The following is a 15205-nucleotide window of genomic DNA, read 5'->3' as shown; positions in this document are numbered from 1 at the left end:
GCGCACTAGAAAGCTTCGCCGTTATCCAGTTTCGCCAACAGCATTTGTCCGCGTTGCCACAGTGCATCCTGCTTGGCCAGCGGCATGCGGTCGAGGTTCTTGTACATCATGCCCATGCGCTGATTGCCGCGCAGGATATCGCCGTGGCGCATGAGGAAATGCCAGTACAGCGCGTTGAACGGGCAGGCATCGTCCGCGCTGCTTTCCTTGACCTTGTAGGCGCAGTCGCCGCAGTAATCCGACATCCGATTGATGTACTGGCCGCTGGCGCAGTAAGGCTTGGAGCCGAGATAACCGCCATCGGCGTGCATGACCATGCCGAGGGTATTGGGCAGTTCGACCCAGTCGAAGGCGTCCATGTAGATCGCCAGATACCACTCACAGATTTCCTTCGGCGCAATCCCGGCGAGCAAGGCAAAGTTACCGGTGACCATCAGCCGCTGAATGTGGTGGGCGTAGGCATGTTGCAGGCTTTGGCCGATGGCCTGGCGCATGCAGTTCATCTGTGTCTGCCCGGTCCAGTAGAACTCCGGCAGCGGACGCGAGTTGCCAAACACGTTGCCCTCGGCGTAGTCCGGCATCTTCAGCCAGTACACACCGCGCACGTATTCACGCCAGCCGATCAGCTGCCGAATGAAGCCTTCGGCAGCGTTGAGGCCGATGCTCCCCGACCAGTACGCCGCCTCGACATCGCTGCACAGCTGGCGCAAATCGAGCAGGCCGATGTTCAGCGCGGCACTGATCCGCGCGTGAAACAGGAACGGTCACCGGGTAATTGAAGTCATCCAGCGTGCCGTAATGGCTGGCGAAGCGCTCGCCGACCAATACCAGCACCTCTTGGGTGATTGCGTCATTGGCGAAACGCGCCGGGTAGGGCGGTTTGGCGTGTTTGGGCAGCGCCTTGCGATTCTCCGCATCGAAATTCCACGCACCGCCGACCGGCGTGCCGTCGCCATTGAGCAGCAGCCGACTCTTGCGCCGCATCTCGCGGTAGAAAAACTCCATGCGCAGCTGCTTCTTGCCGCTGGCCCAATTGGAGAACTCTTCGCGGGAGCAGAGGAAACGGCGGTCTGAGTGCCAATGCACGGGCAAGCCCGAATCTTTGATTGACTGCTCAAGACGCCAGTCGCCGCATTCGGTGATATGAATCTCTTCGGCGCCGGTGAGGGTTTGCCAGCGCTGTAGTTCGCCGGGAATTGAGCCGCTGTTGTCCGGGTCATCGAGGGTGACGTACTGGACGCGGTAGCCTTTATCGCGCAACGCCTCGGCAAAGTGGCGCATGGCGCTGAAGATCAGGGCGATCTTTTGCGGATGATGGGCGACGTGAGTCGCTTCCTCCATGACCTCGACCATCAGCAGCAGGTCGTGCTGGGGATCGAGTGGCTGCAGGGAGGCCAGGTCGAAAGACAGCTGGTCGCCGAGGATCAGGAGCAAGCGGTGGGCAGGGGGCATGGAGCGAAATCCGGTCAGCGATTCGAACTCCAATAGTTATACAGATTGTTTGTTATGTATAGGTTTTGGCAGCAACTGACATCCTATTGTGGGAGCGAGCCTGCTCGCGAAAGCGTCCTGTCAGTCAATACAAGTGCTGACTGACACACCGCCTTCGCGAGCAGGCTCGCTCCCACAGGGATTTGGGTGGGGTTCTTAAGCGGGGTAGGTCGGATAGTCGATATAACCCTCGGCACCGCCGCCATACACCGTCGCCGGATTCAATTGGTTCAACGGCCAGTCATTGGCAATCCGCGCCGGCAGGTCCGGGTTGGCCATGAACGGTCGGCCAAACGCGACGAGATCGGCCAGCCCCGACTCAAGCAATTGCGCGCCGGTTTTGGCGGTGTAGCGGCCGGCATAAATGATCGCGCCGCTGAAGGTTTCACGTACGGCCTGGCGAAAGGTCTGCGGCATCGCTGGCGCGTTGTCCCAGTCGGCTTCGGCGATCGACAGGTAGGCGATGCCCACGTCTTCAAGAATCTTGATCGCCGCAATGTAAGTTGTGTGCGGATCTTCCTCGACCAGGCCCAGGTATGTCCGCGCTTCATCGGTGGTAGTGAACAACGGCGCGAAACGCACACCGACCTTGTCCTTGCCAATGCATTCGGCGACGCCGGCCACCACTTCGCGCAAGAAGCGCAAGCGATTGTCCTGCGAGCCGCCGTACTGGTCGGTGCGCAGGTTGCTGTGGGCGGAGATGAACTGGTTGACCAGATAACCGTTGGCGCAATGCAGTTCGATGCCGTCGAAACCCGCCTCCATCGCGTTGCGCGCGGCCTGGATGTACAGCTGAATCAGTTCCTGCACTTCATCGGTGCTCAGCGCGCGCGGCGCGGACGGCGGCACCAGTTCACCGACACCGGGCGCGGTTTCGATGAACACGCTGACGCGATCCGTGGCGACCGCAGAGGCCGACACCGGCGCATCACCATTGGGCTGCAACGCCGTGTGCGAGACCCGACCGACATGCCAGAGCTGGGCGAAGATCACGCCATCCACGGCGTGCACCGCCTCGGTGACTTTGCGCCAACCGGCGATCTGCTCCGGCGTGTGAATGCCCGGCGTCCACGCATAACCTTGGCCGCGCGGTTCGATCTGCGTGCCTTCGGTGACCAGCAAACCGGCACCGGCGCGCTGCTGGTAATACTCGGCCATCAACTCGTTGGCGACATTGCCCGGCTGCGTGCTGCGCTGGCGGGTGAGAGGCGGCAGGACGATGCGGTTTTTCAGGGTGTGGTTGCCCAATTTAGCGGGCGTGAAAAAAGCGTTATTCATGGAGTAAGCCTTGAATCTGATTAGACCAGTCGACTAGTGACTGGGCAAAAAAACAACGCCGGGCTGTACGCACGCGGCGTTGATCGGGTTGGAGCGCTGGATTCAGCCGAGCATCTTCAACAGCTTTTCGGCAACGGCGGCGGAGCTGGCCGGGTTCTGGCCGGTGACCAGTTGACCGTCACCCACCACGTGAACCTGCCAGTCGGCGACTTTCGAGTAACGCCCGCCGAGACGCTGGAACTCGTCTTCGATGAGGAACGGCACCACGTCAGTCAGGCCGACCGCCGCTTCTTCGGCATTGGTGAAGCCGGTGACATCACGGCCCTTGACGATTGGCTGGCCGTCAGCGCGCACCACATGACGCAACACGCCGGGTGCGTGGCAGACAAAACCGTGGGGCTTGTTGGCGCGGTCGAAGGCTTCGATCAGCGCGATCGAGGCCTTGTCTTCGGCCAGATCCCACAGCGGGCCGTGGCCACCTGGGTAGAACACTGCGTGGAAATCTTCGGCCTTCACATCAGCCAGACGGCCAGTAGTGGCCAGTGCTTGTTGTGCGGCCGGATCGGCGCGGAAGCGGTCGGTTTCGGCAGTCTGCGCGCTTGGCTCATCGCTTTTCGGATCGAGCGGAGGCTGGCCGCCGGCAGGCGATACCAGGGTGACGTCGGCGCCGGCGTCCTTGAAGGCAAAGTAGGGCGCGGCGAACTCTTCCAGCCAGAAACCGGTTTTCTTGCCAGTGTTGCCGAGTTGATCGTGGGAAGTCAGAACCATCAAGATTTTCATAGAGCACCCTTGGGTTGGTCTGGCATCGGCAGAAGGCGAGGGATTCGCTTGTTGTCGGTGCCGCATGAATTTGTGTGTCGGGGCGCAGCATAGTTTCCAATTAGACCAGTCGTCTAGTAATTTTTTCAGAAAATGTTTTTGCCCGTCGGTTATGGCAAACTTCCAGTCCTGAAAACTATACGACTGGTCTATTGTCTGGAATTTTGCGCACCATGAAGCCGACCTTTGACGACACCCGCCAACACTTGCTCGACACCGGCCACCGGATGATGGCCGAGAAGGGCTTCACCAGCGTCGGCCTCAACGAGATCCTGCAGACCGCCGGCGTGCCCAAGGGCTCGTTCTATCACTACTTCAAATCCAAGGAGTTGTATGGCCAGGCGCTGCTCGAGGATTACTTCGTCGACTACCTCGCCGACATGGAGCGCCGCTTGACGCTGCCGGGGCTGACTGCCTTCGAGCGTTTGATGGATTACTGGCAGGGCTGGCAGAACCGCTGCACCCTCGAAGGCCACGGCGATGAATGCCTGGTGGTGAAACTCAGCGCCGAAGTCGCCGACCTGTCCGAATCAATGCGCCTGACCTTGCGCGACGGCGCCGAACGCATCGTCGCGCGGATCACCGAATGCATCGAACAAGGCCAAAATGACAAAAGCCTGCCCGAGGGCGATGCGCGCAAGTTGGCAGAGACGCTGTATCAGCTCTGGCTCGGCGCGAGTCTGCTGAACAAACTGCAGCGCACCGGGCAGTCGCTGGAAACCTCGATGGCGATGACCCGGCAGTTGTTGCAAGTCTGAGCCTCGCCGCTGGTTCCTGTAGGAGTGAGCCTGCTCGCGAAGACGGCGGCACATCCAACATCTTCTTTAACTGACCCAATGCATTCGCGAGCAGGCTCGCTCCCACAGGTTTTAGCGGCGTGTGCCAAATCCCGGCGACACGCAAAATCCACTGTGGGAGCGAGCCTGCTCGCGAAGACGGCGGCACATTCAACATCTTCATTGCCTGACCCAATGCATTCGCGAGCAGGCTCGCTCCCACAGGTTTTAGCGGCGTGTGCCAAATCCCGGCGACATGCAAAACCCAGTGTGGGAGCGAGCCTGCTCGCGATGGCGTCGTATCAGTCAGCGAACTATTCAACTGACACGCCGCAATCGCGAGCAGGCTCACTCCTATACTGTTTTGGGCCGAACCATCGATCCTCATTCAATCCCCAATCCTGTGGGAGCGAGCCTGCTCGCGAAGACCGCGGCACATTCAACATCTTCATTGCCTGACCCAACGCCTTCGCGAGCAGGCTCGCTCCCACAGGAGATCTGTGTTGATTGGTGGGATTGGAGATCAGCAGGCCATTCGAAACTCAGGCAGGTCCGCCGTTCTTGTCCGGCAGTTGGGCAAACCACTGCGCATACGGTGTATTGCTCACTTTGAATCGGTTGTAATCCGGGCTGCCGTCATCCCACCACACCGGCCCGCGCTCACCCAAGGCGACTTTGGCCGCATCCACCCGAGCTCTGGCTGACTTCAACGCCTGTGCATCCTCCGCACGCTTCGCCTCTTTGACCGCACGTCGCGCTGACATGAGTTCGGCTACAAACGTCTCACGCTTGGCGGCTGGCAGTGATGGATTGCTGCAACGCCACAGCTGTTGCTTGACCACAAAATAGCGGCCATCGGGGGTGGTGGGGTACATGGGCGATATCCTGCGTGATCCAGTCTCAGACCGGGTAGGACAACTCGCCGATGAGTTTATCCAGCGTAATCGGATAATCGCGCACCCGTACGCCACAGGCGTTATAGATCGCGTTGGCGATGGCCGCCGCGGCGCCGCTGATACCCAGCTCGCCAACGCCTTTGGCCTTCAACGGGGTGGCATACGGGTCGACTTCATCGAGAAAGATCACTTCCTGATGGGGAATGTCGGCGTGCACCGGCACCTCGTATCCGGCCAGATCGTGATTGACGAAAAAGCCGATTCGATGATCCACCGCCAGCTCTTCCATCAATGCCGCACCAGCGCCCATGGTCATGCCGCCGATGATCTGGCTGCGCGCGGTTTTCGGGTTGAGGATGCGCCCGGCGGCGCACACGGCAAGTTGCCGGCGCGCATTTCGCCGAGGTCGCCGCATTGACCGCGACCTCGGCGAAATGCGCGCCGAAGGTCTGCTGGGCGAAGCGCTGGGCAAGGTCGCCGTATTCCATGCGGTCCCCCCCCGCCAGCTCGCCATTGGCTGCGGCCTGAGCCAAGCCAACCCGCTGCGAGCCTGCGCGAATTTGCCCGTCGACAAACTCGGCTTGCTGCGGGTCAAACCCGACGGCGTGAGCGGCGGCTTCACGCAGTTTCACGCACGCGGCATATACGCCGGCAGTGGAGGAGGCGGCGCCCCACTGGCCGCCGGAGCCCGACGATTCCGGAAACCGCGAATCGCCCAAGTGCACGACGACACGGTCCAGCGGCACGCCCATCATTTCGGCAGCGGTCTGGGCGATGATGGTGTAACTGCCGGTGCCGATGTCGGTCATGTCGGTTTCCACGGTGATGACGCCTTGACGATCGAGACGCACCCGCGCCGCCGAAGCGGTCGTCGGTGCGCCGCGAATCGCCGAGGCCAGCCCGATGCCGACCCGCCAACCGCCCCCACGGCGCTGACCGGGTTGAGGGTTGCGCTGACGCCAGCCAAAGCGTTCGGCCCCAGTGTTCAGGCATTCCACCAACTGCCGTTTGGAGAACGGCCGCGACGGTTGCTCCGGATCGACCTGCGAATCGTTGAGGATGCGCAACTGCAGCGGATCCATCTGCAGCTTTTCCGCCAGTTCATCCATGGCGATTTCCAGCGCCATCATCCCCGGTGCCTCGCCCGGCGCGCGCATCGCCGAACCCTCGGCGAGATCGAGCACGGCGAGATTCAAACGGGTCATGCGATTGGCCCCGGCGTAAAGCAAGCGGGTTGACGCGGTAGCCGCTTCGGCGCGTCCGCCGCGCAGATTGCCCGACCAGCTCTCGTGGCCGATCGCCGTGATCACGCCGTCACGGTTGGCACCGATGCGCAGGCGCTGAAGCGTCGCCGGACGATGGGTCAGGTTGTTGAACATCAGCGGCCGCGGCAGCGCGACTTTCACCGGTCGCCCGGCATGTCGAGCGGCCAGGGATGCCAACACTGCGTCGCAAAGAATCGTGCCCTTACCGCCGAAACCCCCGCCGATATACGGCGAGATCAGGCGCACATCTTCCTTGGCGATGCCGAGGGTTTTCGCCAGATCGCGCACGCCCCAGTTGATCTGTTGGATCGATGTCCACAAGGTCAACTGCGTGCCACTCCAGCGGGCAATGGTTGCGTGCGGTTCCATCATCGCGTGGGCCTGGTCAGGCGTGCTGTAGTGCTGATCGATTTGCACGGGCGCAGCGTTGAAGGCGCCTTCGAAGTCACCGACGCTGGTCTGCGGCGGCGGGCCGAAGCCGGCCGGTGGCGGTGGGGTAGCGGAGTCTTTCGCCGCCGCCAGATCGAAGGAACCTGGTTCGGCCACGTAGCGGATGTCGAGCAAGCCGGCGGCCGCGCGGGCCTGTTCAAAGGTGTCCGCGACGACAATCGCCACGGCCTGGTGATAGTGATCGACCTGCGGCCCGGCCAAGGCTCTGGCTACGTAAAACTCGCCTTTGGCCAATGGCCCGGCGTTTTCGTAAGTGACGATGGCAATCACCCCGGACGCCTCCCGCGCTTGCGTCGAATCGATCGAGGCAATGCGCCCCTTGCCGATCCCGGCGCCGACGATATAGCCATAGGCGGCGTCCGGCACCGCTGCGTTTTGCTCGTAGGCGTAGGGGGCGGTGCCGGTGGTTTTCAGCTTGCCGTCGATGCGGTCGGCAGGTTGGCCGATGACGTTCAGCTGGTCGATCGAATTGGAGCCGGCCGGGGTGTCGAATTTCATCTGCAAATTCCTTTCAGACAGGCTGGCGGCGCCCACGTAGCGCGGCGCAGCCATCGATTGACGTCGGATCTCTACGAGCCTAGGCCATCGACGCGCTGCTGATAATGCGCGGTTTCAGGATGGAGTGATGAATCCCGCTCACCAATCCTGATCAACATGACAAATAAGAATACGTTTCAATTACTAATGCGACCGTATACCATGCGCCGCGTTTTCATTGGCGGTTTTGCCCTTCGTTCTGGCCTATTCGTAAAGGTTTTCACCTCATGCGTCGAACTCTGCTTTCCATTTGTGTGCTGCAGGCGTTGTCTTCTTCCTCGTGGGCTGAGTCAGCCGAACCGACTTCTTCAACGCTTGAGCTGGAAGCCACCGATGTGGTCGGCACAGCGGATTACGAACGGGCAGACGGCCCGGTTCAAGGCTACCGCGCGACGCGTTCGGCCAGCGCCACGCGCACCGACACTTCGATTCATGAAACCCCGCAGTCGATCAGTGTGGTCACCAAGGATGCCGTCGAAGACCTCGGCGCCACGCGTTTGCAGGATGCGCTGGATTACGCTGGCGGCGTGGGTCGGGCGAACAATTTCGGTGGGCAGGGCCTGACCACGTTCACCGTGCGCGGCTTCACCACGGGTGAGTTCTACCGCAACGGTTTCCCGATCAACCGTGGCTACCCGAACATGCCCGACGCCAATACCATCGAGCGTCTGGAAGTGCTGCGCGGTCCGGCGACCATGCTCTATGGCCGTGGCGATCCCGGCGGTACCTTCAACGTGGTGTCGAAACAGCCGTTGCCCGAGCGCACCGTCACTCTGGGCAGCCAATTGAACGACCAAGGCATGAAGCGCGGCACCCTCGACGCTTCCGGGCCGCTGGATGAAGAAGGGCGTCTGGCCTATCGCTTGAATGTGGTGGGCGAGGGCGGCGACACCTTCCGCGATCATGTCGAGACCGAGCGCTACGGCATTACGCCGGTGCTGACCTGGCAGGCCACCGACGCGACCAAGCTGATTTTCGAAGGCGATTTCATGCGCAACAACGCGCCGCTCGATCGTGGCGTGACCCGCTACCCGGCGCAGATCGGCACCGCCTCGCGCGATACCTTCTTTGGCGAGAAGGACGTCGGCAAGCTGCACAACGACAACAACATGGCGCAACTGCGTTTCGAACACATGCTCAACGACGACTGGACCCTGGGCGGTGGTTTCCAGTGGCTAGACGGCTCGCTCCAGGGCAACGCGATCGAGGCCAACGGCATTGCCGCTGACGGCCGCACGCTGGGACGCAACTTCAACTACCGCAAGCTGGAATGGACCGACAAGGACACCCAGCTCAACCTCACCGGGCATTTCGACACTGGCGGTCTGCAGCACACCTTGCTCACCGGCATCGAGTACGAAGATTACGATTACAAGTCGATCATCCAGCGCTCCAGCGGCGCGGTCAGTGCCTACCCGATCGACATCTTCAATCCGGTTTACGGCCAGCCACGCCCGGCGCTGACCCGCACACCGACCCACGATAAAGAGAACCTCAAGACCTACGCCGCGTTCGTGCAGGATCAGGTCGCCCTGACCGACAAACTGAAAGTGCTGGCCGGCGCACGTTTCGAGCGCTTCGAGCACGATTACGAAACCTACGTGCCCGGCGGGAAGAGCTGGCAGGCCAGCGACAACGCGGTCACCCCGCGTATCGGCGTGACCTACGATTTGACCGAAACCCTGGCGGTGTACGCCAACACCGCGCGCTCGTTCAAGCCCAACACCGGCGCCAGCCGCGAAGGCGGCGGCTTCGCTCCGGAAAAAGGCAAGTCCTACGAGATGGGCGTGAAGTGGGAAGCGCTGGATCAGCAGTTGAGCGTCGACGCAGCGATCTACCAGATCGAAAAACGCAACGTGCTGACCACCGATCCTGTGGATTCGACCTTCAGCGTCGCCGCCGGTGAAGTACGCAGCCGTGGTTTCGACGTCAATGTCACCGGCAATCTCACCCCCGAGTGGCGAGTGGTCGGCGGTTACGCTTACGTTGACGCCGAGGTGACCAAGGACAACACGCTGCGCTCCGGCACGCGCCTGCTGAACATACCGAAGAACAGCTTCAGCCTGCTTAACATGTACGAGTTCCAGGACGGCACGCTCAAAGGCCTTGGCCTTGGCACCGGCCTGAAATACGTCGACGAGCGCGCCGGGCAGACGTCCAACACCGCGTTTTCCATGGGCAGTTACACCGTGGTCGACCTGCTGAGCTTCTACAAGATCAACGACAAGGTGCGGCTCAATCTCGATGTGAAAAACATCTTCGATCGCGACTACGAAGAAGGCGCCTTCGGCAACGTCTACGCCTACCCGGGCGCGCCGCGAACCGTGCAGGTGGGGATTTCCTACACGCTGTAAATCTCCGCAGCGGTTGCCGCCGACCCATGCTGGCCTGAGAGTGGCATGTCGAAATCAGACATCGGCATGCCGCACTCAGGCTAGTTGCGCGGCGGTCGGGCCACGTAAGGTGAAGCATCATTTCGTCGGCAAAGCGTCTGCGTCGCAGCTTTCGCCTGATGCCGACACCGGAAATGATGATCGCCTGACGCTCAGTCAGTGGCCCAAACGTCGATCATGAGAACAATAAGAACCCATGACTAGCCTGAACCCCAAGGACTCCAACGGTCAGTTGGCGCAAGGTTTCAAACCGCGTCACGTCACCATGCTTTCCATTGCCGGCATCATCGGCGCAGGACTTTTCGTTGGCTCAGGCCACGCCATCGCCGCCGCAGGACCTGCGGTGCTGCTCGCTTATCTGTTCTCCGGTCTGCTGGTCGTGCTGGTCATGCGCATGCTCGGCGAAATGGCCGTGGCGCATCCCGACACCGGCTCGTTTTCCACCTACGCCGATCAAGCCATTGGCCGCTGGGCCGGGTTCACCATCGGCTGGCTCTACTGGTGGTTCTGGGTGCTGGTAATTCCCATCGAAGCCTTGGCCGCCGGGCACGTGCTCAATCAGTGGTTTCCCCAGGTCGATGCGTGGTTGTTCGCCTTGCTGTCGATCGTCCTGCTGGTGATTACCAACCTGTTCAGCGTGTCGAAATACGGCGAGTTCGAATTCTGGTTCGCCATGGCCAAGGTCATCGCGATCATCGGTTTCATCGGCCTGGGTTTTGCGGTGCTGATGGGCTGGATTCCCGAGCGTGAAGCCAGTGGCTTGAGCACGCTGATGGCCGAGCACGGCGGCTTTGCGCCCAACGGCATGTCGGCGGTGGTCGGCGCGTTCATCACCATCATGTTCAGTTTCATCGGCACCGAAGCGGTGACTATCGCCGCTGCAGAATCGAACAATCCGGCGCAGAACATCGCCAAGGCCACGCGCTCGGTGATCTGGCGCATCGGCATTTTCTATCTGCTGTCGATCTTCGTGGTGATTTCCGTGGTGCCATGGAACGACCCGCAACTTGCCTCGGTCGGTTCCTACCAGCGCGCACTGGAACTGATGAACATCCCCAACGCCAAATTTCTCGTCGACGTTGTGGTGTTGATCGCGGTGGCCAGTTGCATGAACTCGTCGATCTACATTTCCTCGCGCATGCTCTATTCGCTGGGCCGACGCGGCGATGCGCCGCCGGCATTGAAGGTGACTTCGGCGGCTGGCGTGCCACGCGCGGCGGTCATTGCCAGCACGGTGATCGGCGCGGGTGTGACGTTACTCAGCTATTTCATGCCGGCCGGGCTGTTCCAGTTCCTGCTCGCCAGCTCCGGCGCAATTGCCTTGCTGGTGTATCTGGTGATCGCCATTTCGCAGTTGCGCATGCGCCGCCGACTGGAACGGGAAAAGGTCGAAATGACCTTGCGCATGTGGCTGTTTCCCTGGCTCACCTGGCTGGTTATCGCCTTTATCTGCGCGGCTTTGGCGGTGATGATGATCACCCCAGAACATCGCCTGGAAGTGACTTCGACCATTGGCCTGGCGCTGCTGATCTCGTTCATTGGCCTGGTCACCAGCCGCCAGCACCGGCCGGCGGGCAGGGTGGCGGCTGTTAGCAAAGCCTAAGCAAACAACGCCTTGAGCCCACGGGAAAACCAGCCGTTCGGGCTCGAAGGCAGATGCTCACGTTGATTGAATGAGCCCGTCAACGCGCAGGTTTCACCGGCGAGTGAACCCATCAGTTGCGGCAGTAAAAAACTGCGTTCGCATTCACTGGCGGACAGTCCGGTTTTCTCTTGCGGCCAAACCACGTTGGTTTCTGCATACGGCTTCATGGCGCACCTCCTCAACATTCAAACGTCCAGCACCAGGGTTTCGCTGCCCTGCGCCGGGGCGGCGCAGCAGATCAGCACTTCGTCGTCCGCCAGGCGCATGGCCGGCGGGGTGAGGTAATGCACCTGACCGCTGGTAAGGCGGGTTTTGCAGGTGCCGCACGAGCCGCCGCGACAGCTGAACTCCGGATTCAAGCCACGTGCCTCGGCCAGTTCCAGCAAGGTGCCGCTGCCCGGTTCCCAGCGTGCTTCCTTGCCGGACGTGGCAAACAACACCTTCACCGGCTCTTCCGCGACCGGCACTTGCGGCGGCGCCGGGGTACTGATTTCGACATCGCGGATCAGCGTCGACGGGCCGAAGGTTTCGGCGTGGATGCGATCATCGGGAATACGCATTTTGCGCAAGCCGTCGTACAGCGCCTGAGTGAAGCTGCCCGGGCCGCACAGGTAGAAATCGTAGTCATCCAGCGGCAGCTGGCTCTTCAGCAAGGCGATGTCGATGCGCCCGGCGTGATCGTAACCCTGCGCTGTTGCTTCCAGCGGCGGCTGGCTGACCACGCGCAGCACCTTGACCTTGTCACCGGCGCGCGCAGCCAAGGCATCGATTTCTTCGCGAAAGGCCAGATCCTCGACCGTGCGACTGCTTTGCACCACCCAGGTCGGGCGCATGCGGCTGATACGTTTGCCCTGATAGACCACCTCGCGCAGCATCGACAGCAACGGCGTCACCCCAACCCCTGCGGCCAACAGCACCAGTGGCCGGCGTTCGGTGGCGTCGACGGTGAAGTCGCCTTGCGGCGCGCGGGCTTCGATCAAGTCCAATGCCTGAACCCGATCATGCAGATGCGAGGATACCGAGCCATCGCGTTTGACGCTGATGCGCAGAAACTCGTCCGACGGCGCGCTGGACACGCTGTAGGTGCGGATCGACGCGGCATCCTGACCGTCGAGCAAGACCTTGATCGGCAAGTGCTGGCCCGGTTCGAAGCGCGGCAGGCCGAAGCCGTCGTTGGCTTGCAGGTAAAAGGAGCGGATCTGCGGACTCTCATCGACCACCCGCGTGACGTGCAGCGCGCGCCATTGATTGCGCAGCGCCTCGGCCTGCAAACGCTCGCGGGTCTGTTCCCAGCTGCCGGTCATTTGCGAATTGGGCGAATCGCCTTCCGGCTGCTCGGCCCAGCGCAGTGGCAGCGCGGCCTGACGGTAAACGATGCGCTGCGGCTTGAAGCGCCACAGGCGCTCGGCGCCCTGGAACGCGGCGATCTGCGGATCGTCGAGCAGCACTTCTGCGCTGCCGGTCATCTGCAACAGATCGCCGCTTTCGAAATCGATAAAGGTCAGCCCGGCGCGCGGGTTGAGCAGAATGTTGCCCAAGGTGTTGAAGAACAGATTGCCGGAGAAATCCGGGATGGTCAGGGTGCCGTCTTCGTCCATGTGCACGAAGCCGGATTTGCCGCCGCGATGGGACACATCGACTTGGCGCTCACCGTCGCGCACCACATAAGTGGCCACGTAGAACGAGTCGGCGGCGGTGATCATGTCGCGCACCAAGGGTTCGCTGACCGGCAAGTCGAGCGCGTTGTCGGTGGTCTCATCGACGAAGGCGTAATGGCGCAGGTTGATATAGCGCGGGCAGTTGCCGTAAGCCTGGGTCACGCTGATCTCGAGGCTGTCGTCCTTGCGGCGGCTGATATTGCCGTTCATGCGATTGCGCCGACGGGTGTGCAGCTCGATGCCGAGCATGCCGATCGCGTCGCCGGGCTGCAGGCCTTGATTGGCCGGGTCATTGGGCTGGGCGTCGAGTTTGATCTTCAGCACCTGCGGCGACGGCGAATCCATGAACCCCGGTTGACCGGTGCGCAGCGTTGCCCACGGGTCGCCCTGGCCATCGACAGCGCCGAGTACGACGAAGGGCAGTTGCGCATAGAACTCGCGGTGCTGGTCCGGCATCCAGTCGCGGGCCAGTTGCCGCTGACCGACACCGACCATCATCTCCACCGCGCCGACGGCACGTTGCAGGGTCAGCTCACCTTCGTGCCAGGGCGAGGGCTGCGGTTTCGACGCTGTGTCCATTTCGATTCTCCTCGGGTGCAAACGGGCCGGTGAGCCGCCAGGGGCTGAAGCTCAAGTGGGCTCATGTTCGCCCTCGGCCGGTTGCGAGGGAATGGTCAGAAACTGCAATCCACTGTTTCACTCGGTGAAATGATCCCTGCGCGCGCCTAAGGAGGCGGGTGATTATTTCACTGGCTGAAATGCTCGATTGTATTTGCTGAGGATTCCGCGATTTGCGGCAGGGGAGCAGGATGAGCCCCATCGACACGATCAGCGGGTCGACCTCAAATAATCCAGGAGCACGTCATGTCCCAGTCAGCCGTCAAACTGTACCGCCATCCGTTGTCCGGCCACTCGCATCGCGTCGAGTTGATGTTGTCCCTGCTGGATGTGCCGACCGAACTGGTGTTCGTCGACCTGATGAAGGGCGCACACAAAACCCCTGAATTCCTCGCCCTCAACCGTTTCGGTCAGGTGCCGGTGATTGATGACAACGGCACGGTGCTCGCGGATTCCAACGGCATTCTGGTTTATCTGGCGAGCAAATACGGCAACGGCCAGTGGCTGCCGAACGATCCGGTCGAGCAAGCCAAGGTGCAGCGCTGGTTATCGGTGGCCGCCGGGCAGATCAGCTCCGGCCCGGCCACGGCGCGCTTGATCACGGTGTTCGGCGCCGGTTACGACGCGGCTGATGCGATCAAGCGTTCCCACGCTTTATTGCAAGTGATGGAAGACGAGTTGGCCAACAGCGCATTCCTTGCCGGCGACAAGGCAACCGTTGCCGATGTGGCCGCCTACACTTACGTCGCCCACGCACCGGAAGGCAATGTCTCGCTGGAAGAATATCCAAATGTGCGGGCATGGCTTGCGCGGGTCGAGGCGCTGCCGAAATTCGTCGGCATGCAGCGTACAGCGGTGGGCCTGCAAAGCGCTTGATTCACAACGATGCACATCCCCTGTGGGAGCGAGCCTGCTTGCGAAAGCGGTGTGTCATGCAACGGTGATGTTGACTGACAGAAAGCCTTCGCGAGCAGGCTCGCTCCCACGGGTTTGGCGTCAGCTATGCCGTCCATGCATTGGAAGAAAATGTATCGCTGGAGGAATATCCGAATGTGCGGGCGTACTGGCGGGAGTTGAAGCATTGCCCAAATTTAACTGTGTACACCAACCCCTGTGGGAGCGAGCCTGCTCGCGAAAGCGGTGTGTCATTCAACGATGATGTTGACTGACAGAATGCCTTCGCGAGCAGGCTCGCTCCCACGGGTTTGGCGTCAGCCGTCCCATCCATGCAATGGAAGACACTGTCTCGCTCGAGGAATATCCGAATGTGCGGGCGTACTGGCGGGAGTTGAAGCATTGCCCAAATTTAACTGTGTACACCAACCCCTGTGGGAGCGAGCCTGCTCGCGAAAGCGGTGTGTCATTCAACGATGATGTTG

At 61.4% G+C, this 15205-nt stretch carries 9 protein-coding genes and 2 pseudogenes; 4 read left to right on the top strand and 7 right to left on the bottom strand.

Features of this window, described 5'->3' with window-relative positions:
* Positions 1 to 5 precede the first annotated feature (5 nt).
* From OC605_RS10330 to OC605_RS10320, 3 genes and pseudogenes are all read right to left on the bottom strand, one after another.
* Positions 6 to 1452: pseudogene (locus OC605_RS10330) on the bottom strand (cryptochrome/photolyase family protein).
* Positions 1453 to 1647: 195 nt separating this feature from the next.
* Complete coding sequence (locus tag OC605_RS10325; protein WP_262136900.1) at positions 1648 to 2769, bottom strand: alkene reductase; 1122 nt, start codon at positions 2767 to 2769, stop codon at positions 1648 to 1650.
* Positions 2770 to 2871: 102 nt separating this feature from the next.
* A complete protein-coding gene (locus OC605_RS10320) occupies positions 2872 to 3549 on the bottom strand; it encodes a type 1 glutamine amidotransferase domain-containing protein (RefSeq protein WP_071172499.1) in 678 nt (225 codons plus the stop codon).
* A 212-nt stretch (positions 3550 to 3761) separates the two neighbouring features.
* On the opposite strand from OC605_RS10320, the gene OC605_RS10315 reads away from it, so the two are divergent.
* Positions 3762 to 4346, top strand: a complete 585-nt coding sequence (locus tag OC605_RS10315) for a TetR/AcrR family transcriptional regulator (protein ID WP_256809839.1) — start codon at positions 3762 to 3764, stop codon at positions 4344 to 4346.
* 560 nt (positions 4347 to 4906) lie between these two features.
* Here OC605_RS10315 and OC605_RS10310 read toward each other — a convergent pair.
* The gene (locus tag OC605_RS10310) at positions 4907 to 5239 is read right to left on the bottom strand and encodes a hypothetical protein (protein WP_262136896.1); all 333 of its coding nucleotides are present in this window, start codon (positions 5237 to 5239) and stop codon (positions 4907 to 4909) included.
* Between the two features lie 25 nt (positions 5240 to 5264).
* A pseudogene (paoC, locus tag OC605_RS10305) lies at positions 5265 to 7473 on the bottom strand (aldehyde oxidoreductase molybdenum-binding subunit PaoC).
* Positions 7474 to 7739: 266 nt separating this feature from the next.
* Here paoC and OC605_RS10300 point away from each other — a divergent pair.
* Positions 7740 to 9866: a TonB-dependent siderophore receptor gene (locus OC605_RS10300; protein ID WP_262136895.1), complete on the top strand. Its 2127-nt coding sequence runs from the start codon at positions 7740 to 7742 to the stop codon at positions 9864 to 9866.
* Between the two features lie 235 nt (positions 9867 to 10101).
* The gene (gene gabP, locus OC605_RS10295) at positions 10102 to 11508 is read left to right on the top strand and encodes a GABA permease (protein ID WP_071172494.1); all 1407 of its coding nucleotides are present in this window, start codon (positions 10102 to 10104) and stop codon (positions 11506 to 11508) included.
* Here gabP and OC605_RS10290 read toward each other — a convergent pair.
* On the bottom strand, positions 11505 to 11717 hold the full coding sequence (locus OC605_RS10290; protein WP_130902660.1) for a hypothetical protein: 213 nt from the start codon (positions 11715 to 11717) through the stop codon (positions 11505 to 11507). The two genes, gabP and OC605_RS10290, sit on opposite strands and share 4 nt — an antisense overlap.
* 18 nt (positions 11718 to 11735) lie before the next feature.
* Positions 11736 to 13787, bottom strand: coding sequence for a pyridoxamine 5'-phosphate oxidase family protein (locus tag OC605_RS10285; RefSeq protein WP_262136892.1), 2052 nt, complete (start codon positions 13785 to 13787; stop codon positions 11736 to 11738).
* Between the two features lie 285 nt (positions 13788 to 14072).
* On the opposite strand from OC605_RS10285, the gene OC605_RS10280 reads away from it, so the two are divergent.
* The gene (locus tag OC605_RS10280; RefSeq protein ID WP_262136890.1) at positions 14073 to 14702 is read left to right on the top strand and encodes a glutathione S-transferase family protein; all 630 of its coding nucleotides are present in this window, start codon (positions 14073 to 14075) and stop codon (positions 14700 to 14702) included.
* The last annotated feature ends 503 nt before the right edge of the window (positions 14703 to 15205 follow it).

This window comes from Pseudomonas sp. Marseille-Q5117 (assembly GCF_946901175.1).
Lineage (GTDB): Bacteria > Pseudomonadota > Gammaproteobacteria > Pseudomonadales > Pseudomonadaceae > Aquipseudomonas > Aquipseudomonas iranensis.
Note: the sequence above shows the minus strand (reverse complement) of the source record. Positions and strands in the feature narration are given on the sequence as shown.

Excerpts from the sequence above, each read along its gene's own strand:
- OC605_RS10325 (WP_262136900.1), bottom strand. The coding sequence starts at position 2,769 with ATGAATAACGCTTTTTTCACGCCCGCTAAATTGGGCAACCACACCCTG.
- OC605_RS10320 (WP_071172499.1), bottom strand. The coding sequence starts at position 3,549 with ATGAAAATCTTGATGGTTCTGACTTCCCACGATCAACTCGGCAACACT.
- OC605_RS10315 (WP_256809839.1), top strand. The coding sequence starts at position 3,762 with ATGAAGCCGACCTTTGACGACACCCGCCAACACTTGCTCGACACCGGC.
- OC605_RS10310 (WP_262136896.1), bottom strand. The coding sequence starts at position 5,239 with ATGTACCCCACCACCCCCGATGGCCGCTATTTTGTGGTCAAGCAACAG.
- OC605_RS10300 (WP_262136895.1), top strand. The coding sequence starts at position 7,740 with ATGCGTCGAACTCTGCTTTCCATTTGTGTGCTGCAGGCGTTGTCTTCT.
- gabP (WP_071172494.1), top strand. The coding sequence starts at position 10,102 with ATGACTAGCCTGAACCCCAAGGACTCCAACGGTCAGTTGGCGCAAGGT.
- OC605_RS10290 (WP_130902660.1), bottom strand. The coding sequence starts at position 11,717 with ATGAAGCCGTATGCAGAAACCAACGTGGTTTGGCCGCAAGAGAAAACC.
- OC605_RS10285 (WP_262136892.1), bottom strand. The coding sequence starts at position 13,787 with ATGGACACAGCGTCGAAACCGCAGCCCTCGCCCTGGCACGAAGGTGAG.
- OC605_RS10280 (WP_262136890.1), top strand. The coding sequence starts at position 14,073 with ATGTCCCAGTCAGCCGTCAAACTGTACCGCCATCCGTTGTCCGGCCAC.